This window comes from Ruegeria sp. AD9 (assembly GCF_056542305.1).
On sequence record NZ_JBQFZP010000001.1, the window covers coordinates 592,936 to 613,826 of the forward strand.

Here is a 20,891-nt window from a genome sequence, read left to right on the forward strand (position 1 = left end):
GAGAAGACCCATGACCGAAGCCTATATCTATGACGCCCTGCGCACGCCGCGCGGCAAGGGCCGCAAGGATGGCAGCCTGCACGAGGTAACCTCGGTGCGCCTGTCCGCCCTGACCCTGAACGCGGTGAAAGAGCGCAACAACCTGGAAGGTCACGCTGTCGAAGACGTGATCTGGGGAAACGTCACGCAAGTGATGGAGCAAGGCGGCTGTCTGGCGCGCTCGGCCGTTCTGGCGTCCGACCTCGACCAGTCGATCCCAGGTCTGGCGATCAACCGTTTCTGCGCCTCGGGCATGGAAGCCGTGAACTTGGCCGCAAACCAGGTGAAAGGTGGCGCGGGCGATGCCTATATTGCAGGCGGTGTCGAGATGATGGGTCGCGTGGCCATGGGCAGCGACGGTGCAGCAATCGCTGTTGACCCCTCGCTGGCGATGGAGACCTATTTCGTACCTCAGGGCATCTCGGCCGACATCATCGCGACCGAATATGGGTTTACCCGTGATGACGCGGATGCGCTGGCGGTTGAATCGCAAAGGCGTGCTGCGGAAGCATGGGCCGACAACCGGTTTGAAAAATCCGTGATCACCGTCAAGGATCAAAACGGTCTGACCATTCTGGACCGCGACGAATACATGCGTCCAGGCACCGATATGCAGAGCCTCGGCGCCCTGAACCCGTCATTCGCAATGATGGGCGAACAGATGCCTGGCTTCGACAAGGTTGCGATGCTGAAATACCCCCATCTTGAGCGCGTGAATCACATCCACCATGCCGGCAACAGCTCGGGCATCGTCGACGGAGCCGCTGCTGTTCTGATCGGCAACAAGGAATTTGGCGAGAAATACGGCCTCAAGCCGCGTGCCCGCATCAAAGCGACCGCCAAGATCGGCACAGATCCGACCATCATGCTGACTGGTCCGGTTCCGGTGACCGAGAAGATTTTGGCCGACAATGGCATGAAGATCAGCGATCTGGACCTGTTTGAAGTGAACGAGGCCTTTGCCTCGGTCGTGCTGCGTTTCCAGCAGGCATTTGATGTCGACCCTGCACTGGTCAACGTCAACGGCGGTTCGATCGCGATGGGTCACCCGCTGGGTGCCACGGGTGCGATGATCATCGGTACGCTGCTGGATGAGCTTGAGCGTCAGGACAAGGAAACCGGTCTGGCCACGCTTTGCATTGCATCCGGCATGGGTGCGGCAACCATTATCGAGCGCGTCTGATGCCTAAGCTGGATCTTTCTCAGATCCCGTTTCAGGGCGGCTCGGCCTATCCCGGCAAGCTGGCCGAAGCGACCGCAGGTCGCTTCGCGCAGCGGGTGGGCGATGCAGGCGGGCTGACCCAATACGGGGTCAACATCGTGCGGCTGGAACCGCAGGGCCTGTCCTCGCTGCGCCATTACCACATGAAGCAGGACGAGTTTGCCATCATCCTCACCGGCTCGTGCACGCTGGTCGATGATGATGGCGAGCACGAGATGCAGCCCGGCGATTGCGCCGCCTGGCCCGCAGGTGAGGCCAACGGCCATCATCTTGTGAACAAGACCGATGCGCCCATGACCTTTCTGGTGGTGGGCACACGGACCCCGACCGAGACCGGCTATTACAGCGACATGGACATGATGGTGAAGGTTGATGAGAACGGATTCTCCTTCACCCGCAAGGATGGCAGCCCGCTGACGGCTGACCAGATTGGAGATGACAATGACTGATTTCACTCTGAGCAAAGACGCAGACGGCGTCGCCACGATCACCTGGGACGTGCCCGGGAAGACCATGAACGTGATGTCCTTTGATGGGCTAGCAGAATTGAGCGATTGCATCGATCAGGCGCTGGCCGACGATGAGGTGAAAGGCATCATCGTTACTTCGGGCAAAGAAGGGTCATTTGCGGGCGGCATGGATCTGAACCTGCTGGCGGTGATGAAAGAACAGGCGGGCGACAATCCGGCCAAGGGTCTGTTCGAGGGAACGATGAAAATGCACGCCCTGTTGCGCAAGATCGAGCTGGCGGGCATGGATCCCAAGACAAAGAAGGGCGGCAAACCGATTGCCACCGCCCTGCCCGGCACCGCCGCAGGGATCGGTATGGAACTGCCGCTGTCCACCCATCGTATCTTTGCGGCTGAAAACCCAAAGGCGAAGTACGGCCTGCCCGAGATCATGGTCGGCATCTTCCCCGGTGCGGGCGGCACCACCCGCATGGTCCGCAAGGTTGGCGCCATTGCCGCGGCTCCGCTGTTGCTGGAAGGCAAGATGCTGGACGTCAAGAAAGCCAAGGGCGCAGGCTATATCGACGAGATTGCAGCCGATCCAATGGCAGCAGCCAAGGAATGGGTGCTGAACGCCAAGGACGCCGATCTGGTCAAGCCATGGGACGCGAAGGGTTATAAGATGCCCGGTGGCGCCCCCTATCATCCTGCAGGCTTCATGAACTTCGTTGGCGCGTCGGCGATGGTGAACGGCAAGACCCAAGGGTCTTTCCCGGCAGCCAAGGCTCTGCTGAGCGCGGTTTACGAAGGCGCTCTGGTGGATTTCGACACCGCGCTGAAAATCGAAGCGCGCTGGTTCACGTCCGTGCTGATGAACCCTTCGTCAGGTGCGATGATCCGGTCGCTGTTCCTGAACAAGGAAGCGCTGGAAAAAGGCGCCGTGCGCCCCGCCGGTGTCCCGGATCAGTCGGTCAAGAAGATCGGTGTTCTGGGCGCGGGCATGATGGGGGCTGGTATCGCCCTGGTTTCGGCGCAGGCCGGTATGGAAGTGGTTCTGATCGACCGCGACCAGGAGGCTGCAGACAAAGGCAAAGCCTATACCGATACCTATCTCGACAAAGGCATGAAGCGCGGCAAGGTCACGGCTGAGAAAAAAGAGGCCATGCTGGGTCGCATCACCGCGACGCCGGATCTGGACAACCTGAAAGGGTGTGACCTGATTATCGAAGCCGTCTTTGAAGAAATGGGCGTCAAGGCTGAGATGACCAAGAAGGTCGAGGCGATTATCCCCGAGGACTGCATCTTTGCATCGAACACCTCGACCCTGCCGATCAGCGATCTGGCCAAAGCCTCGGTGCGGGCTGACCAGTTCATCGGCATCCACTTCTTCTCACCGGTCGAAAAGATGTTCTTGGTCGAGATTATCAAGGGCAAGGAAACCGGGGATCGTGCGGTGGCCAAGGCGCTGGACTATGTGCGCCAGATCCGCAAGACCCCGATCGTGGTCAACGATGCGCGTTTCTTCTACGCAAACCGCTGCATCATTCCATATATCAACGAAGGCGCGCGCATGGTCACTGAAGGCGTCAGCCCCATTTTGATCGACAATGCCGCGCGGCAGTTGGGTTTCCCGGTCGGTCCGATCCAGTTGACCGACGAAACCTCGATTGATCTGGGTGCCAAGATCGCCCGCGCGACAAAGGCGGCGATGGGCGATGCCTATCCGGAAAGCCCCTCGGACGATTTGATCTTCTGGATGGAGGAACAAGGCCGTCTGGGTCGCAAGGCGAACGCGGGTTTCTTCGACTATGACGAAAAGGGCAAGCGCGTCGAATACTGGAAGGGCCTGCAAGAGAAGTATCCGCTTGCCGATGACCAGCCTGACCTGATCGAAGTGCAGGAACGTCTGATGTTTGCTCAGGTTCTGGAAGCGGTCCGCGCACTGGAAGAAGGTGTTCTGGAAGACATCCGCGAGGGCGATGTCGGTGCAATTCTGGGCTGGGGGTTTGCCCCGTGGTCGGGTGGTCCGTTCAGCTGGCTGGACATCATCGGCACGCCCTATGCGGCCGAGCGTTGTGATCAATTGGCCGAGACATACGGCGAACGCTATGCCTGCCCGCCGCTGCTGCGCGAGATGGCAGAAAAAGGTCAGAGCTTCTACGGTCGCTTCAACTCCGAAGCAAAAGCCGCTTAATCCAATGACGCGGGCGCATGTCATCATGCGCCCGCATCGTTCTTGTCAGTGTTTGGTTAGATCTGCCATTCGGGCCGCAGGAACAGAACCGGCGCGCTTGGGCGTCCCGGTCGACCCGGTCGCCTGACCCCAAATGGCGGGCGGATCGGAAATATCGGTTCCTGGGGAATGGGTGCAGGCAGCGCACCCAATGGGTTAGCAAGAGCCGACATATCGCCTCTGCTTGTAAGCGAATGGATCAGGTCGGAGGCAACCTCTTCGGTCGCGACTTCATACCGTGTTCCCGTAGTTGCGCCGCGCATGTTGAAGCGACCGGACGGGCAATAGGCCTGCAATCCGCCTTCGACAAAGATCACCTGATCATCATCAAAGAACAAGGAAAACACTTCAAAAGACGACCCCGGTGCCTGTGACGTCAGGCGACCGGCTCCGTTCAGCAAACGCGCGGGCACCACCGAAGGTCCATCGGCCTTGGCGTTGATCCGGGACAGGTTCAGCGCCATGCCCTGTTCGGGCATCAACCAGACAGCTCGCCCGTTATATGCGGCGTGGGCAGGCACGAGGACCGGCAGGAACTCGACCCGGCGTTCATCGGCCGGAATGACCACAACGCTTATTGAGATGCGCCGAACCTCTTTGAACCCATGATCGAGGGTTCGAACCAGATCACCTACCGCGATCCGTTCGACCGGCTTCCACCCTGCAGTCGTGGCGATCTTGGTGCCGTGCAAAAACCCGCCACGGCGCGCATTTACCGCCTGTTTTTTGTTGGTTCGATCAACTTCTGGCAGCTGATCCAGATAAACAGAAATACTTGTTACTTCGGACACGTGCCTTACCCCCTTTTGGCACAAAACGGTTATGCCAATGAGCTAACACCAAAAATTCTGCCCGTCACATTTCAGACATATTTGCGCCCATTTTTGGCCAATTCCGCGTAATTACCGAGGGTTTTCGTGAACACTCCAGAAAGCTCACCGAGCATTTTTGCCATTTCTGAAACGAATGCCATTTGTCGATCCTCCGAATCCACGGCGTTTCACTGGATACGGAAATAACAAAACGGTCTGGCTTAGGCGTACATACGACCCAATCGCGTCAGGCAACTTTTTGCTGGTCAGATGATCGGCTGGCGCGCCACCCCAGCAACAGACCCGCTGACGCAATCATAAGGATGCCCGAAATCTGAAAGACGCCAATGGTTTGTCCAAAGGCCACAAAAGCGAAAAGCGGGCCGAAAATCATGACAGAATACTCGAACACCGCCACATAAGACGGCTCGCCCACCTGATACGCCTTGATCAGCATGAAAACCGCGATTGTAGAACCGATAGCCTGAGTAACCAGCCACGGTATGGCAGGCCCCATATCCCAGACCCATCCACGCGTAACAAACCCCTCGGCACCGTCTGCCGTAACGACCGGCGAGATTGTCAGAAACGTGAGCCCCATCGCACCGGCCAAACCCAGCGTAATGACCATGACGGCCAGCATGGCCACAGTGCTTTCCTGAGAACAATGTGTACGCGTGAGGATCGAACTGAGGGCATAGAAAAACCCGGCCGCCACGGGCACCAACGTGCGCAGGTCAAAATCGCCGGGGTTTGGCTGAAGCACCAGAAGGATGCCAGTAAATCCAATCAGTACGGCCAGTATGCGCCACGGCCCTATTGGTTGCCTGAGCACTAGAGCGGAGATCAGCAGCACAAAAATCGGTGAGGTGAACAACCCTGCCAGCGCCTGTGCAATAGGCATCATGGCAAGGGATGCAAAATAGAACAGCATTGCCGTGGTAATCAGAACGCTGCGCAAAATGACAGGACCCCACCGCACGGGCCTCAACCCGCCCAGCCCCAGAAACGACAGGCCAACTATCAGCGGCAGCATCAACAGTGCACGGGTCAGATGGAACTGCCACAGCCCGACGGTTTCGGCCAAAAGGATCACAACATTGTCGATGACGCCGATAATTGCCATGGCACTGACCATCAGGGCCGAAGCCAGCACAGCAGAAGATGAGGAATGCGCCTGCATGAAGTCGTGTCCTGATTGTGATCGTGGACCGACAGTCTCGATCCTTTCGGGTATCCAGCACAATTCGCAGTGACTGCGCAACAGGTTTGCGCCCTGCGATTTCACCATGCTAAGCTGCGGCAAAACAAATTCGAGCAGACCCACCCAGATGACGGCCCTGAAACAGTACCAGCGGATCGAAGCCACCGGTCTGTGGCGCCCCTCGCCCGATGAACAGCGGCGCGAGGTTGTGGTGTCTATCGGCGAAGCCACCCTGACCATTTCCGATTTCAATGACAGGGCGCTGACCCACTGGTCGCTGGCGGCACTTGAACGCCAGAACCCCGGTTCCTTTCCGGCCATATTCAACCCGGACGGTGATCCGGATGAAACGCTTGAGCTGGCCGAATCCGAAACCACGATGCTTGAAGCGATCGACCGATTGCAGCGCGCTATAGATCGGTCCCGCCCCCACCCGGGGCGTTTGCGCTGGCTGAGTGTCGGAGGCGTCGTGGCCGCTGTGCTGGCGCTGTTGCTATTCTGGCTGCCCGGTGCGCTGCAAAACCATGTTGTCTCGGTCGTGCCCCAAGTTAAACGGCAAGAAATCGGCGATATGATCTTGCATCGGATCGAGCGCGTCTCGGGCCGGGCCTGTACGTCGCGGGATGCTCGGGATTCACTGGAACAATTGGCCCGGCGCACCGGCGTACGGCAGATCATCATTCTGCCCGCAGGCGTTCAGGACAGCCTCAGCCTGCCTGGCGGCACAGTCCTGCTAAGCCGTGCTTTGGTAGAGGATTACGAAGACCCTGCGGTCGCAGCGGGCTATGTGATTGCTGAACGGGCGCGGACCGCGCACAAAGACCCGCTGGATGACTTGCTGGACAGAACCGGCGCAACCTCTGCCTTTAGACTGCTGACAACCGGCGGACTGACGTCCGAGATTATCGACATATATACCGAGCAGGTCCTGTCACAGCCCCGCCCGGCCATTTCTGACGACGATTTGCTGGCGATGTTCTCGCAAAGCGCGCTTCCGTCAACCCCCTACGCCTATGCCCGTGATGTGACCGGCGAAACCGTTCTTGGCCTGATCGAAGCGGATCCAATGGCGGGAAGGGAGCTGGAACAGGTGCTGCCGGACCGCGACTGGGTCCGGCTACAGAATATTTGCGGCGAATAAACCGGGTTACTTGGTTCCGAACATCCGGTCACCGGCATCCCCCAGACCGGGCATGATGTAGCCTTTCGAGTTCAACTCGCGGTCCAGCGCTGCTGTAACGATACGCACGTCAGGGTGCGCTTCTTTCATCCGCGCGACACCTTCGGGTGCCGCCAACAGGCACAGAAAGCGAATATCCGTCGCCCCGGCCTCTTTCAGTAGGTCAATGGCCGCGGCCGAGCTGTTGCCGGTGGCCAGCATTGGATCCACCGCAATGACCAAACGGTCCTTCAGGCTTTCGGGGGCCTTGAAATAATACTGTACGGGTTTCAGCGTTTCTTCGTCGCGATACAGCCCCACGAAACCGACGCGTGCTGAAGGCACAAGTTCAAGCACCCCATCCAGCATCCCGTTTCCGGCGCGCAGGATTGACACCAGCGCCATTTTCTTACCTGCCAGAATGGGGGCGTCCATCTCTTCCATCGGCGTTTCGATATTGCGCGTGGTCAAGGGAATGTCGCGCGTGACCTCGTAGGCCAGCAGCAATGTGATTTCGCGCAACAACTGCCGGAACCCGGCGGTCGAGGTGCCCTTGTCCCGCATGAGCGTCAGCTTGTGTTGCACCAGCGGGTGATCGACGACGGTCAGATGTTCGCTCATGTGTTCTCCAGTCTTTTCTTGACCCGCGCGCGGGTGTCTTCATCGCAGAAGGCCGCATTCAGGGCCATCTCATTCAATGCCGCAAAATCCCCGGCCTCCCAACCGAAAGCCGCGTTCAACATCTCATATTCCCGCCGCATGGTCGTGTGAAAAAACGGAGGATCGTCGGTGGAAACCGTAACCTTTACGCCCGCATCGCGCAGTTTCGCGATGGGGTGGGCAGCAAAATCCGGGAAAAGGCCCAGAACCACATTCGAACCCGGACACACTTCAAGCGTGATATCCCGGTCAACCAGTTCACGAACAAGATCAAGGTCTTCGATGGCGCGGACGCCGTGCCCGATACGCTCAACCCCCAGATCGCGCACAGCGTCGCGCACACTGTCAGGACCGCCAAACTCACCCGCATGCGTGGTCAGGCGCAGCCCGGCTTCGCGGGCACAATCGAAAGACCATTTGAAATCGCCCTGCGTGCCAATGGATTCGTTGCCGCCCATGCCGAAACCGGTGATCCAGTTTCCGGCGGTCTCGGCCGCACAATGGGCACTTCGCCTGGCTTGTTCGGCGCCAAAATGGCGGACACAGGTAACGACACCGCGCAAGGTGATACCAAATTTACGCTCGGCCTCGTCTGCCGCATCCTGAATGGCGTTCAGATAATCCCGCCACGCATGCAGGTCGCCACCGCCGCAAAAATCAGGGCTGAGGAAGGTCTCGGAATAAACCACGCCATTTTCAGCGCTTTCCTCAAGAATGGCCAATGTCAGCCGCCGGAAGTCTTCGGGCGTTTTCAGAACTTCGCAAGCGGCTTCGTACACGCTCAGGAAATGCGCGAAATCACGAAAATCATACGACCCGTCCGCCTTGAAGATACCGCTCAGATCCACCCGTTTTTCATGCGCAAGCTGGCGGATGAAGGCCGGAGGCGCTGCACCTTCGTGGTGAAGATGCAGTTCAATTTTGGGCAGGTCTGCAACGCTCATAAAAAGTTCCTTCCCGGCCCTTGCGCCGGAATATTCAGATGATGGGCAATGCTGGCCGCGATATCGGCAAAATCCACTTGCCCGATCTGTCCCGCACCCTGCCCCGCAATCAGAACCGGAACCTGTTCACGTGTGTGATCTGTTCCGGTCCAGCTTGGGTCATTGCCATGATCGGCAGTCAACAGCAACAGGTCGCCCGGGTGAAGCTTCTTAAGGACTTCTCCAATCTCGCGGTCGAACCATTCCAACGCACGCGCATATCCGCTGATGTCCCGGCGATGTCCGTACAGGCTGTCGAACTCGACAAAGTTGGCGAAGGTCAGACTACCCTCTTCCGCCTCGTCCACAAGGTCAGACAGGTGCTGCATCAGCTGGGCATCCGACCCTTTGCGCAGCGTGTCGATCCCCTGCATCGAGAAGATGTCGCCGATCTTACCTACAGCATGAACCCGCCGCCCTGCATCCTGCACCCAATTGGTCAGCACCGGTGCCGGGGGCAGAATGGCGAAATCCTTCCGATTGGTCGTCCGATCAAACCCCGTCTCAGGCGTTCCGACAAAGGGGCGCGCAATGACACGCCCGACTTTCATCTGATGCAAACGCGGAGCAAGCGCGCGGCACATGTCCAGCAACCGTTCCAGCCCAAAGCTTTCCTCATGAGCCGCGATCTGAAATACACTGTCAGCGGATGTGTAGCAGATCGGCCAGCCGGTGCGCATATGCTCGGCGCCCAGCTCGGCAATGACCGCTGTTCCGGACGCGTGGCAGTCGCCAAGAATGCCTTCGGTCCCGGCAGCTTCGGCTGCCGCGCGGCTCAGTTCCGTTGGAAAAGCCGGAACCGTGTTTGGAAAGTAATGCCAATCCCAGGGCACCGGCAGGCCAGCCAGTTCCCAGTGGCCTGAGGGCGTGTCCTTACCGGGCGAATGCTCACGCGCGCAGCCCCATAGTCCAGCGGGTTCGGCATCGAGGCCCGGAGTAGCCTCTCCAGACGCCAGCCGCACAGCCGCGCCCAAACCCAGCGCGTCTAGGTTGGGCAGGTGCAATGGGCCGGTGCGCCCCTCTTCTGCACGGCCTTCCGCGCAGGCTTGGGCGATATGGGCCAGCGTGTTTGCCCCGTTATCCGGGACATCACCGTTGAAAAACTGATCTGCGTCGGGTGCCCCGCCTATTCCGACGGAATCCATAACCACAAGGAATGCACGGCTCATACGCTGATCCTTTCGTGGATCAGATCGGGACGCTTGGGAGCTGTATCGCTGATCGTCATCGCGCACAGCACAGTTTCCGCCGCGCGCCGTGCGGCGCCTTCCCGCGCAGTGTGGACCACGGCAATCGGTGAACCTTTGGACACACGATCCCCCAGCCTGAGGATGTTAGATATTCCTACTGCCGGATCGATCTCATCGCTTTCGACCTGACGGCCGCCACCCAGCGCGACGACCGCAAGGCCCAGCGCCTCACCGTCGATGGAGGAGATGTAACCGTCTTCGGGAGCAGGAACCTCCTGAATAACGCTCGCCTCAGGAAGGAAACGGGTCCAGGTATCGACAAATTTCACAGGACCACCAACCGCAGCCAACATGCGACCAAACCGTTCGGCGGCGCGACCGTCACGGATGATCTCGGCGATCTGCTCGCACCCCTCCTCGACCGATTTGCACATGCCTGCATCGGCCAACAGGACGCCGCCCAACTCGGAAGATATGTCCACCAGAGGCGAAGCATCCGGACCGGTCAGAACCTTCATCACTTCCGCGACCTCCAGTGCATTGCCCAGCGCCGGTGCCAAAGGCTGGTTCATGTCGGTGATCACCGCCGAAGTCCGGCACCCGGCCGCGTTTGCAGTCTCGGTCAATGCTGTGGCCAGCTTACGAGCATCCTCAATTGTTTTCATAAAGGCACCGCTGCCGACCTTGACGTCAAGAACCAACGCATCCGGGCTGGCCGCCAGCTTTTTGGACAGGATTGATGCTGTGATCAGATCCAGACTTTCAACTGTCGCCGTCACGTCCCGAACCGCATAAAGCCGCTTGTCCGCCGGTGCAATCTGGCCCGTCGCGCCGACGATAGCCGCGCCCGTTTCGCGCAATATCTGCGCAAGTCGGTCCTGACTGATCTGAGTGCTGACCCCCGGAATCGCCTCGAGCTTGTCAAGCGTTCCACCCGTGTGCCCCAAACCCCGGCCCGAGATCATCGGAACAAACGCACCGCATTCCGCCAGCGCCGGAGCAAGCACAAGGCTGACACAGTCCCCGACCCCGCCGGTCGAGTGCTTGTCAATCACCGGTCCGTCCACATCCCAACTGAGAACATCGCCGCTATCGCGCATCGCAATCGTCAAGTCCGCACGCCCCTGAGGACCCAGCCCGCCCATACAGACGGCCATAGCAAACGCACCGGCCTGCGCATCGCTGACGCTGCCGTCTGCCAACCCTTGCGCGAACCAGATCAGCTCGTCGCGGCCCGGAACTTCGTGCCTGCGCAGTTTGGCTATGATTGAACGGGCGTCCATGCGTTCAGACATCCTCCATGTGCGACGCGTCGAACGCACCCGGCAGCAAATCTCCGATGGTTGTCTCAAACTCCGCACCATCGACGGTTGCCAGAGTAACTTTTACATCGCGCTTGCCAAACTCGGCCAGCTTCTGACGGCATCCACCGCAAGGCGGCACAGGCTGAGGGCTGGAGGCAACCACGTAGACTTCGGTCAGTTCCTGCTCACCCGCGGCCACCATTGCGGCAATTGCACCTGCTTCCGCGCAGGTGCCCTCGGGATAGGCCACATTTTCGACGTTGCACCCGGAAAAGACTTGGCCCGAAGAAGACCGGAGCGCTGCGCCAACTTTGAAGTTCGAATATGGCGCGTAGGCGTTTTCCCGGACAGACAAGGCAGCGTCTTTCAGCGACATGGCGATTCCCTATTTTTGATCATCTGGTCAGAAATTTGCACGCTAACGTATTAAGGCGGGGAAATTGAAGCCCCCGACCCGTGTTTTTCGCTTAACCCAGCGTTGTGTTGAAGGTACCGGGTAAGGTGACTTCCAACAATTCGATATTGTCTGTTGGGTCGGACAGCCGTGTGCGCATCCCAGGTGGGATGACGAACGCATCCCCTTGCTCCAGCCGGTAGGGATCGCGCCCCTCTCCTTCCAGGGTGACCTCTCCGTCCATCACAAAGGTAAAGTGAATGTCGGTGTCATGGATGGCCCATTCCGGATCACCCGATCCTTTGCGCACAACCTGCACCCCAGCGACGCCCTTGGTGTTCTCGGCAATCGTGGTGTCGCGGCAGATGTAACCCGGAAGACGGAAGGGCATCCACTCGGCACCCTTGGCCTGATTATAGACAAAACGTTGCCCCTGCCATTCGCGGTCCGGGCGGATGTGCGGAGTGGGAAGCATCATGTCATGGTCGATTTCCGTGACATGCTCAGCCGGCACTCCAATCTCGATGACCTGAACATTATCAGAGGCTTCGAGAACACGGTGCCGGATTTCCGGTGGTTGAATAAAGCAGTCCCCCGCTGTCAGGCGCATTTTCTCGCCCTGATCCTCATAGACTACATCCACCCAGCCATGGATGCAAAAGATCAGCTGAAACCCGACCTTGTGAAAATGCACCATGTCCGGGACCGGTCCGCCATCGGGAATGCGGATATGGCTGGCGATGATCGACCCGCCCAGCCGATCCGGCACCAGATCGCGATAGTGCATCCCGGCCCGACCGATGATCCAAGGGGCCTGATCCTTGAGCCTGCGCACGACAAAGGAATGCACGGTCTCTGGCATCACCAGTGGCGGATTTCGTTCTTCAATTTCGACCCGGGTGCCATTTGGGGCCACCAGAACGCGTTCACCACCCGCGAAATCAGACGGATTATCCGTCAGAATACGCAAGGTACCAGGGCTTTCCGGTGCGTCTTTTTCAATGCGCAACCGCACGCCATGCCCCGAAAACACCGCGACGCGCGGATCGTCAGCGGGATAGATCATGTCCATCTTCATCCCCAGTTTTTTCGTGTAAAAGGGGATGTCGTCGCGAATTTCCCGCGTGGGCAGGCGAATCTCAGCGTGCGTTTTCGCCAGATCGGATGTCTTGGTCATCAGTATTCTCTTCGAATTGCAACTTTGGCCATCCGATCAGAACAGACGCCAAAATGCCAACCGAAAAGAACATCCCCGGCATTTCTTCCACAGCGAAGAACCGCATTTCAATGATCACGGGTAAAACGCCGCCGTTCAGCGCGGTGAACTCGACCAAAATCCGGGCGCCAACAACTGCCCAGCATCGCTGCAACCAACATCCAACCTACTGATCCCTCATTGTTTACCAGCCATGTCATCAGTCCTGAATGTCACGACGGCCTTGCCAGAGTGATCTTGGACGTCGCAATGTGAAAAGATGCAAAAGAACTCAGACAATACCAATCCAAATTCTGGTTGCGACATCACGGCAGAGTGACGTAGCGTAGCCAAGCCCAAATAAATAGTTTAAGGCTAAATCAAATTCTCAATGGGAGCTGAATCGCCGATGTCTGACACCCCCAGCCTGCGACAAGCTGCGCTCGAATATCATGAATTTCCCAAACCCGGAAAGCTTGAGATCAAGGCCACCAAACCGATGGCCAACGGTCGCGATCTGGCCCGCGCCTATTCGCCCGGCGTGGCGGAGGCCAGCCTTGAAATCAAGGCCGATGCAGCCAATGCCGAGCGGTACACCGCGCGCGGTAACCTTGTTGCTGTGGTGTCAAACGGCACCGCCGTGCTCGGCCTGGGGAATATCGGGGCACTCGCGTCGAAGCCGGTTATGGAAGGCAAGGCCGTTCTGTTCAAGAAATTCGCAGGCATTGATTGTTTTGATATCGAGGTCGATCAGCCCGATCCCGAAAAGCTGGCGGATATCGTCTGTGCCCTTGAACCGACATTTGGTGCCATAAACCTTGAAGACATCAAGGCCCCCGATTGCTTCATCGTCGAAAAGCTCTGCCGTGAACGTATGAACATCCCGGTTTTCCATGATGACCAGCACGGAACTGCCATTGTGGTCGGGGCTGCGGCCAAGAATGCGCTACATGTGGCCGGAAAGTCTTTTGAGGACATCAAGGTCGTGTCGACCGGTGGCGGGGCTGCCGGGATTGCGTGCCTGACCATGCTGGTCAAGCTGGGTGTGAAGCGCGAAAACATATGGCTGTGCGACATTCACGGGCTTGTCTACGAAGGGCGGGCCGAGGACATGAACCCACACAAGTCACAGTTCGAGCAGAAGTCGGACTTGAGGACGCTGGACGATGTGATCGGTGGGGCTGACCTGTTTTTAGGTCTCAGCGGACCAAATGTTCTGAAGCCTGATATGGTCCGGAAAATGGCCAGCCGCCCGATTATCTTCGCCCTGGCCAACCCGACGCCGGAAATCCTGCCAGAGGACGCGCGCGCAGTGGCACCAGACGCAATCATCGCCACGGGTCGCAGCGATTTTCCCAATCAAGTCAACAACGTGTTGTGTTTTCCGTTTATCTTCCGGGGTGCATTGGACGTCGGCGCGACCGAGATCAACGACGCGATGCAGATTGCCTGCGTGGATGGTATCGCTGAGATGGCGCGCGCAACCACAAGCGCCGAAGCCGCGGCTGCCTATAAGGGCGAGCAACTGACCTTTGGCCCGGATTACCTGATCCCAAAACCATTTGACCCGCGTCTTGTGGGCGTGGTGTCATCGGCGGTCGCCAAAGCCGCCATGGAAAGCGGTGTTGCAAAACGCCCTATCGACGACTTTGACGCCTATAAGGAAAAGCTCAACCAGACTGTCTTCAAGTCTGCCCTTCTGATGCGTCCTGTGTTCGAGGCTGCGGCCGTCGCATCCCGTCGCATCGTTTTTGCCGAAGGTGAAGATGAAAGGGTTCTGAGAGCCGCGCAGGCCATTCTCGAAGAGACGACGGAAACGCCAATTCTGATCGGGCGACCCGATGTGATCGAAACCCGGTGTGAAAAGCTGGGGCTGACCATTCGTCCGGGCAAGGACTGTCAGATCGTTAACCCGGAGAACGACCCGCGCTATTACGATTATTGGACTTCCTACCACCAGATTATGCAGCGCCGTGGGGTGACACCGGATCTGGCCAAGGCGATTATGCGCACCAACACAACAGCCATCGGTGCGATCATGGTGCATCGTGGCGAAGCGGACAGCATGATCTGCGGCACGTTCGGCGAATACCGCTGGCATCTGAACTATGTTGAGCAGGTGCTTGACGAGGGCAACCTGCGCCCGCATGGTGCCTTGTCCCTGATGATCCTGGAAGATGGCCCCCTGTTCATCGCCGACACGCATGTCCGGCAATTGCCGTCGCCGGAAGAACTGGCAGAAACCACCATTGGTGCTGCGCGACATGTTCGCCGGTTCGGGATCGAGCCCAAGATCGCCTTCTGTTCGCAATCGCAATTTGGCAATCAGGCTGAAGGATCAGGCAAACGGCTGCGGGCGGCACTGGAAATCCTTGATCGGCAGCCGCGCGATTTTGTCTACGAAGGCGAAATGAACGTAGATGCGGCTTTGGATGCAGACCTGCGGGCGCGCATCTTCCCGGCGTCGCGGTTGGAAGGGGCGGCCAACGTTCTGATATTCGCCCACGCAGATGCGGCCAGCGGCGTGCGCAATATTCTGAAGATGAAGGCGGACGGGATTGAAGTTGGCCCGATCCTGATGGGAATGGGCAACAAGGCCCATATTGTTACTCCATCCATCACCGCACGCGGTCTGCTGAACATGGCGGCGATTGCAGGAACACCCGTGGCGCATTACGGTTAACCTGGGGCGGCCTGGCTGGCGCCCCTGTCAACAGGGGGGAAGCGCATCAAAGGACATTGCCACTGCAACGCCGTGCATTGGGAAAGCGATGCCCAAGCCGCATGGAGCTGTTATTGCCACTGTTCAGATTGCAGGCGAAACTGCGCCGCGCCGGTCACGGCTTTTTTCGGACTGCCGCATGAAGCAGTCAGATGGCTGGGTCAGGCACCAAAGATCTATCGTTCATCTGAAGGGGTCGAACGTCTTTTTTGCGGCAACTGCGGAACCCAGATGGCCTATCGCACAGCGCGCGATTGCGTGAACATACATCTATACACCGCAACGCTGGACGAACCGGAAACCCTGCCACCACAGTTTCACGTGTTCCACGCCGATCACCTGCCCTGGCTGAACCTTCAGGACAAGCTGCCACGTTACGCCAAAACGGCTGGTTGAGATGATTCCCGGAGGAGCCCAAGATTTGCATGTAAAAGTTTGCAACTTTGCAAATCTTCGCACTGCGGCGATGAAAACTCTGCTACACCTGCGATTTTGCAAAAATTTGCAAGTCATATTCCGCTGATCTGCAAATTTTTTGCGATAAACTGACGCGTCGTCATGCGTCGCGCTTGCCCGGATGTTTTCTGCAACCTAACACAATGTCCAGGCCGTTGTGAGGAGGACGAGATGGCGTATCAGGACGTTTATGACAGCTGGAAGACTGACCCCGAAGCGTTCTGGATGAACGCCGCAAAAGGGATCGATTGGGTCAAGGCCCCCAGCAAGGCATTGTTCGACGACAATGCGCCCTTGTACGAATGGTTCAGCGACGCGCGGGTCAATACCTGTTGGAATGCCGTGGACCGTCATGTGGAAAACGGGCGCGGTGAACAAACCGCCATCATCTATGACAGCCCCATCACCCACACCAAGCGCGAGATATCCTATGTCGAGCTTCGCAACCGCGTGGCCACTCTGGCCGGCGCGCTTCGCGCAAAGGGTGTCGAGAAAGGTGACCGTGTCATTATCTACATGCCGATGATCCCCGAAGCGCTTGAGGCAATGCTGGCCTGTGCCCGCCTCGGCGCCGTGCATTCAGTTGTGTTCGGCGGGTTTGCCAGCAACGAACTGGCTGTGCGCATCGACGACGCCAAACCCAAAGCAATCATCGCCGCGTCCTGCGGGATGGAGCCGGGCCGCGTGGTTCATTATAAGCCCCTGCTTGACGGCGCGATCGACCTGGCTAACCACAAGCCTGATTTTTGTGTGATCTTCCAGCGGGAACAAGAAGTCGCTCAGTTGATTGAAGGGCGCGACTTCAACTGGCATGGCTTCCAATACGGTGTCGAACCGGCTGAATGCGTACCGGTCGATGGCAATGACCCGGCTTATATCCTGTACACCTCTGGCACTACGGGTGCACCCAAAGGGGTCGTGCGCCCCACTGCCGGACACCTTGTGGCACTGAACTGGACGATGAAGAATATCTATAACGTCGATCCGGGTGACGTATTCTGGGCAGCCTCCGACGTGGGCTGGGTCGTGGGACACTCCTATATCTGCTACGCGCCCCTGATCCATGGAAACACCACAATTGTGTTCGAGGGCAAGCCAGTCGGCACCCCGGACGCGGGCACCTTCTGGCGCGTGATCTCGGAACATAAGGTCAAAAGCTTCTTCACCGCACCTACAGCCATCCGCGCCGTCAAACGAGAAGACCCAAAAGGCGAATTGATCGCCAAATACGATCTGTCTCATCTACAGGCCCTCTATCTGGCAGGCGAACGGGCTGACCCTGACACAATTATCTGGGCACAAAACGCGCTGAAGGTTCCGGTGATCGACCATTGGTGGCAAACCGAAACCGGCTGGGCCATTGCCGGAAACCCGCTGGGTATCGAAGAGCTTCCGGTCAAGCTGGGCTCGCCCGCAAAACCGATGCCGGGTTATGACGTGCAAATTCTGGATGAAGGCGGTCACCCGATGAAGGCCGGTGAACTGGGTGCCATCGCGGTTAAACTGCCCCTGCCCCCAGGCACCTTGCCAACACTGTGGAATGCCGAAGCACGGTTCAAGAAATCTTATCTTGAACACTTCCCCGGATATTACGAAACCGGCGATGCCGGGATGATTGACGAAGACGGGTACCTCTACATAATGGCGCGCACCGATGACGTCATCAACGTAGCGGGCCATCGCCTGTCGACGGGTGGGATGGAAGAAGTGTTGGCCGCCCACCCCGATGTGGCAGAATGCGCGGTAATCGGTGTTTCGGACCAACTGAAGGGGCAGATGCCGGTCGGCTTCCTGTGCCTGAATGCTGGTGCCACACGGGATCATGGCGATGTGGTTCAGGAAGTCGTCAAAATGGTTCGGGAAAAGATCGGGCCGGTGGCCGCCTTCAAACTGGCTGTTGTTGTCGACAGGTTACCCAAGACCCGTTCCGGTAAGATCCTGCGCGGCACGATGGTGTCGATTGCAGACGGTCAAGATTACAAAATGCCTGCAACAATTGACGATCCTGCCATCCTTGATGAGATCAAGGTGGCGTTGCAGACAATTGGTTACGCAAAGTAACCATCGGGCGGCATCGGCCGCCCATACCATGTCCGCCCTTGCAACCTGAATCTGGGCCCCTACTGTCGCTGTAAGACAGTGAGGGCCCATGACACATACCGATATCTGGCGTCTCAGCGCCACAGAGCTGACCACCCTGACCCGACGCGGCGATCTGAGTGCAACCGAGGCGGTTCAGGCCTCGATTGATCGCATGGACGCGGTGAACCCCGCGCTGAACGCAGTCGTCGAAGATTTGCGCACCGAGGCCCTGGAACGCGCGCAGTCGCTAGATGCTGCACGGGAGCGTGGTCAGCCGACCGGCCCGCTGCATGGAGTTCCGGTAACAATCAAGGTGAATGTCGATCAGAAAGGCCACGCCACCACCAACGGCGTTATTGCGCTGAAGGATGTGATCGCACCGGATGACGCGCCGGTGGTCAGCAATTTGCAAAAAGCGGGGGCCATTGTGATCGGGCGAACGAATACGCCCGAGTTTTCCTTCAGGGCCGACACCGACAACCCCCTGCATGGGCGCACGTTCAACCCGTGGGGACGGCACATTTCACCCGGGGGATCATCCGGTGGCGCTGCTGCCGCCGTGATGGCGGGTGTCGGTGCTCTGGCCCATGGCAACGATATTGGCGGCAGCCTGCGCTTTCCGGCTGCCGCCATCGGTGCCGTGACGGTCAAACCGGGGTTGGGACGCGTTCCCGCGTGGAACCCAAGTCAGAAGGCCGAACGCGGATTGCTGGCGCAGTCAATGTCGGTTCAGGGCCTGATCACCCGGTCGGCTGCGGATCTGCACCTGTCCATGCCCAGCCTGATCGCCACCGATGCGCGGGACCCATTCCACGTTCCAATGCCCTGGCACGGCGAGAGTTTTGACCAGCCGATCAAGGTGGCATTCACCAAGAACACCTTCGGCTATGCTCTGCACCCCGAGGTCGAAAAAGCCCTCGACACTGCGCGCGATGCGCTGGTCGATGCAGGGTACGTCGTTGAAGAGGTCGATCCGCCCGATGTCTTTGAATGTGGCCGGATCGGGTATCGGACCTTGATGGGCGAAGTGCTGACCCTGATGAAATCGGACATTGAAGCCGCTGGTTCCAGAACCATCCGCGACATCTTTGACGTCTACTTTCAGGAGTTCCCACCCATCGTTGAAACAGAATTGGTTCGGATGCTGGCCAAGCGTAGCCATTATGCACGCGAATGGTCCCTGTTTTTGCAGGACTATCCGCTGGTTTTGTCCCCTTTCCTGCCACAGCCATTTTTCAAACCTGACCGGGACACCGAAGGCGCGGAAGGCGTGCATGATGTTTTGGGATGCGCTGTCTATTCCTATGCGATGAACTTTCTAGGACTGCCAGCAGCTTGCGTTCCGTCGCGGCTGGCCAATCTTCCCAAAGGGCCTCAACCTATCAACGTACAGATCGCGGCACAGCGCTGGCGCGAGGATCTGGCCGTGGATGCCGCCGCCGCGATAGAAGCCCGCGTGGGACAGATGTGTTTGCCGCTTTGGGATCATATGTAGCAAAAATAGACCCCGGGTCATTGTGCCCGGGGTCCAACTGCTAAAATAAGCCCGGATTTCTGATGACGAGCGTAGCACCACCCACCCTCGCCAGCGCAAAATCTGCGCAACCATTCGAAAACACCGTTCAGGTGGCCACTCACTCCCACCTTGGCGCGTTCTCCGGGCAAGTTCACATTAGCCAATCGTTAAGGGAATTCCTGTGAACTGCTTCACACAGGCGTGAGAAAAATTTGGGGAATCCTAATATTATGTGAATTGTTCGGATATTAGACGTTCTTCCAACCCATGGCCGGGGTCGAAAAGGATACGGTGCGCAATGGCTGGTTCCGACCTGATCTCGACCCAGTCTATATCCGGGAAAGACACGGAATCAGCAGCCACAATGACCGGTCTCTTGTCAGCTTCGACCACATCGAACCTGACTTTCGCCATTTTCGGCAATAAGGCACCGCGCCACCGCCGTGGGCGAAACGCCGCGATGGGTGTCAGGGCCAGAACGTCAGCGCCAATCGGAACAATCGGCCCATGCGCGGAATAGTTGTAGGCGGTCGATCCCGCAGGCGTGGCAAGCAACGCCCCGTCACAGACCAGTTCGGCCATGCGCACCCGGCCGTCTACGCTGATCTTGAGCCTTGCTGCCTGAGGACCGGCACGCAGCAATGACACTTCGTTGATCGCCAGCGCCTCGTGCAGTTTTCCAGATTGATCCATCGCCTGCATGGCCAACGGGTTGATAACCTCTTCCTCGGCATCCTCCAGCCGCGCCATCAGGTCGTCTTCGTGATACTCATTCATCAGAAAGCCGATCGTGCCGCGATTCATCCCGTAGACCGGAATATCAAGATGCTGCATGTTGTGCAGGGTGTGCAACATGAAGCCGTCCCCACCTAATGCAACCACAATATCTGCGTCCCGAGGTGCCACGTTACCATGTTTGGCCACCAGGATGTCGCGCGCCGTTTGCGCCACTTTGACCTCACTGGCGAGAAAGGCGATTCTCTTTTTCATGTTTTGTGGTTTCCGGTGTTGCACATTTGGTTCCGAAACAAACATACCTTTCCCCAATAGGCCAGTCTTGACGCCGCAGCAGGCCAAATCGTCGCTTTAAGCCTTTTGCGAAAGTGGCGTTTCCGATAGGAAATCCGCAAGATTTTACCCAGCCATGTGGAGCGCCAATGAACGCCAATCTTCGTGACACCGGATTTTTCACCCAGTCCTTGTCGGACCGCGATCCTGAGCTTTTTGGCTCGATCCGGTCTGAGCTGGGTCGTCAGCGCGACGAGATCGAG

The 20,891-nt window shown here is 58.2% G+C and carries 18 protein-coding genes; 8 read left to right on the forward strand and 10 right to left on the reverse strand.

Features of this window, described 5'->3' with window-relative positions:
* Positions 1-10 precede the first annotated feature (10 nt).
* From ACR0AM_RS02915 to ACR0AM_RS02925, 3 genes are read left to right on the forward strand one after another with little or no spacing between them, the layout of a single operon-like run.
* Positions 11-1,222 carry an acetyl-CoA C-acetyltransferase gene (locus ACR0AM_RS02915; protein WP_209503248.1) on the forward strand — a complete coding sequence of 404 codons (1,212 nt, stop codon included), beginning with the start codon at positions 11-13 and terminating at the stop codon, positions 1,220-1,222.
* The gene (locus tag ACR0AM_RS02920) at positions 1,222-1,710 is read left to right on the forward strand and encodes a cupin domain-containing protein (protein ID WP_480492872.1); all 489 of its coding nucleotides are present in this window, start codon (positions 1,222-1,224) and stop codon (positions 1,708-1,710) included. Before ACR0AM_RS02915 ends, ACR0AM_RS02920 begins: the two co-directional genes overlap by 1 nt.
* Positions 1,703-3,904, forward strand: coding sequence for a 3-hydroxyacyl-CoA dehydrogenase NAD-binding domain-containing protein (locus ACR0AM_RS02925; protein ID WP_480622060.1), 2,202 nt, complete (start codon positions 1,703-1,705; stop codon positions 3,902-3,904). Before ACR0AM_RS02920 ends, ACR0AM_RS02925 begins: the two co-directional genes overlap by 8 nt.
* 56 nt (positions 3,905-3,960) lie before the next feature.
* Here ACR0AM_RS02925 and ACR0AM_RS02930 read toward each other — a convergent pair whose 3' ends face one another.
* Positions 3,961-4,734 (reverse strand): Hint domain-containing protein, encoded by a 774-nt coding sequence (locus tag ACR0AM_RS02930; protein ID WP_480622061.1) that lies wholly within the window; start codon positions 4,732-4,734, stop codon positions 3,961-3,963.
* 268 nt (positions 4,735-5,002) lie between these two features.
* Positions 5,003-5,938, reverse strand: a complete 936-nt coding sequence (locus ACR0AM_RS02935) for a DMT family transporter (RefSeq protein ID WP_480473545.1) — start codon at positions 5,936-5,938, stop codon at positions 5,003-5,005.
* A gap of 148 nt (positions 5,939-6,086) precedes the next feature.
* On the opposite strand from ACR0AM_RS02935, the gene ACR0AM_RS02940 reads away from it, so the two are divergent.
* Entirely contained in the window at positions 6,087-7,100 is a 1,014-nt protein-coding gene (locus tag ACR0AM_RS02940; protein WP_480622062.1) for a hypothetical protein, read from the forward strand.
* A 6-nt stretch (positions 7,101-7,106) separates the two neighbouring features.
* Here the strand turns inward: ACR0AM_RS02940 and upp are convergent, their stop codons facing one another.
* The 7 genes from upp to ACR0AM_RS02975 form a co-directional block, all read right to left on the reverse strand.
* Positions 7,107-7,739, reverse strand: coding sequence for a uracil phosphoribosyltransferase (gene upp / locus ACR0AM_RS02945; RefSeq protein ID WP_480473547.1), 633 nt, complete (start codon positions 7,737-7,739; stop codon positions 7,107-7,109).
* Entirely contained in the window at positions 7,736-8,722 is a 987-nt protein-coding gene (locus tag ACR0AM_RS02950) for an adenosine deaminase (RefSeq protein ID WP_480622063.1), read from the reverse strand. The genes upp and ACR0AM_RS02950 overlap by 4 nt, the downstream gene beginning before the upstream one ends.
* The gene (locus ACR0AM_RS02955; RefSeq protein ID WP_480622064.1) at positions 8,719-9,930 is read right to left on the reverse strand and encodes a phosphopentomutase; all 1,212 of its coding nucleotides are present in this window, start codon (positions 9,928-9,930) and stop codon (positions 8,719-8,721) included. Before ACR0AM_RS02955 ends, ACR0AM_RS02950 begins: the two co-directional genes overlap by 4 nt.
* Complete coding sequence (locus tag ACR0AM_RS02960; RefSeq protein WP_480622065.1) at positions 9,927-11,234, reverse strand: thymidine phosphorylase; 1,308 nt, start codon at positions 11,232-11,234, stop codon at positions 9,927-9,929. Before ACR0AM_RS02960 ends, ACR0AM_RS02955 begins: the two co-directional genes overlap by 4 nt.
* 4 nt (positions 11,235-11,238) lie before the next feature.
* Positions 11,239-11,631, reverse strand: a complete 393-nt coding sequence (locus ACR0AM_RS02965) for a cytidine deaminase (protein WP_480622066.1) — start codon at positions 11,629-11,631, stop codon at positions 11,239-11,241.
* 91 nt (positions 11,632-11,722) lie between these two features.
* On the reverse strand, positions 11,723-12,826 hold the full coding sequence (locus ACR0AM_RS02970; protein WP_480622067.1) for a cupin domain-containing protein: 1,104 nt from the start codon (positions 12,824-12,826) through the stop codon (positions 11,723-11,725).
* Positions 12,789-13,019, reverse strand: a complete 231-nt coding sequence (locus ACR0AM_RS02975) for a hypothetical protein (protein ID WP_480622068.1) — start codon at positions 13,017-13,019, stop codon at positions 12,789-12,791. Before ACR0AM_RS02975 ends, ACR0AM_RS02970 begins: the two co-directional genes overlap by 38 nt.
* Positions 13,020-13,253: 234 nt before the next feature.
* Between ACR0AM_RS02975 and ACR0AM_RS02980 the strand changes: the two genes are divergently transcribed.
* The 4 genes from ACR0AM_RS02980 to ACR0AM_RS02995 all read left to right on the forward strand — a co-directional run bounded on the left by ACR0AM_RS02980 (position 13,254) and on the right by ACR0AM_RS02995 (position 19,599).
* Complete coding sequence (locus ACR0AM_RS02980) at positions 13,254-15,527, forward strand: NADP-dependent malic enzyme (RefSeq protein ID WP_480504506.1); 2,274 nt, start codon at positions 13,254-13,256, stop codon at positions 15,525-15,527.
* 45 nt (positions 15,528-15,572) lie between these two features.
* Positions 15,573-15,962, forward strand: a complete 390-nt coding sequence (locus tag ACR0AM_RS02985; RefSeq protein WP_480622084.1) for a GFA family protein — start codon at positions 15,573-15,575, stop codon at positions 15,960-15,962.
* Positions 15,963-16,193: 231 nt separating this feature from the next.
* On the forward strand, positions 16,194-18,083 hold the full coding sequence (prpE, locus tag ACR0AM_RS02990) for a propionate-CoA ligase PrpE (protein ID WP_480622069.1): 1,890 nt from the start codon (positions 16,194-16,196) through the stop codon (positions 18,081-18,083).
* An 88-nt stretch (positions 18,084-18,171) separates the two neighbouring features.
* A complete protein-coding gene (locus ACR0AM_RS02995) occupies positions 18,172-19,599 on the forward strand; it encodes an amidase family protein (protein WP_480622070.1) in 1,428 nt (475 codons plus the stop codon).
* Between the two features lie 249 nt (positions 19,600-19,848).
* Here ACR0AM_RS02995 and ACR0AM_RS03000 read toward each other — a convergent pair whose 3' ends face one another.
* Positions 19,849-20,655, reverse strand: coding sequence for an NAD kinase (locus ACR0AM_RS03000; protein WP_480622071.1), 807 nt, complete (start codon positions 20,653-20,655; stop codon positions 19,849-19,851).
* Positions 20,656-20,891: the final 236 nt, after the last annotated feature.

Coding starts and splice junctions, on each gene's coding strand:
- ACR0AM_RS02915 (WP_209503248.1), top strand. CDS start 11: ATGACCGAAGCCTATATCTATGACGCCCTGCGCACGCCGCGCGGCAAG.
- ACR0AM_RS02920 (WP_480492872.1), top strand. CDS start 1,222: ATGCCTAAGCTGGATCTTTCTCAGATCCCGTTTCAGGGCGGCTCGGCC.
- ACR0AM_RS02925 (WP_480622060.1), top strand. CDS start 1,703: ATGACTGATTTCACTCTGAGCAAAGACGCAGACGGCGTCGCCACGATC.
- ACR0AM_RS02935 (WP_480473545.1), bottom strand. CDS start 5,938: ATGCAGGCGCATTCCTCATCTTCTGCTGTGCTGGCTTCGGCCCTGATG.
- ACR0AM_RS02940 (WP_480622062.1), top strand. CDS start 6,087: ATGACGGCCCTGAAACAGTACCAGCGGATCGAAGCCACCGGTCTGTGG.
- upp (WP_480473547.1), bottom strand. CDS start 7,739: ATGAGCGAACATCTGACCGTCGTCGATCACCCGCTGGTGCAACACAAG.
- ACR0AM_RS02950 (WP_480622063.1), bottom strand. CDS start 8,722: ATGAGCGTTGCAGACCTGCCCAAAATTGAACTGCATCTTCACCACGAA.
- ACR0AM_RS02955 (WP_480622064.1), bottom strand. CDS start 9,930: ATGAGCCGTGCATTCCTTGTGGTTATGGATTCCGTCGGAATAGGCGGG.
- ACR0AM_RS02960 (WP_480622065.1), bottom strand. CDS start 11,234: ATGGACGCCCGTTCAATCATAGCCAAACTGCGCAGGCACGAAGTTCCG.
- ACR0AM_RS02965 (WP_480622066.1), bottom strand. CDS start 11,631: ATGTCGCTGAAAGACGCTGCCTTGTCTGTCCGGGAAAACGCCTACGCG.
- ACR0AM_RS02970 (WP_480622067.1), bottom strand. CDS start 12,826: ATGACCAAGACATCCGATCTGGCGAAAACGCACGCTGAGATTCGCCTG.
- ACR0AM_RS02980 (WP_480504506.1), top strand. CDS start 13,254: ATGTCTGACACCCCCAGCCTGCGACAAGCTGCGCTCGAATATCATGAA.
- prpE (WP_480622069.1), top strand. CDS start 16,194: ATGGCGTATCAGGACGTTTATGACAGCTGGAAGACTGACCCCGAAGCG.
- ACR0AM_RS02995 (WP_480622070.1), top strand. CDS start 18,172: ATGACACATACCGATATCTGGCGTCTCAGCGCCACAGAGCTGACCACC.
- ACR0AM_RS03000 (WP_480622071.1), bottom strand. CDS start 20,655: ATGTTTGTTTCGGAACCAAATGTGCAACACCGGAAACCACAAAACATG.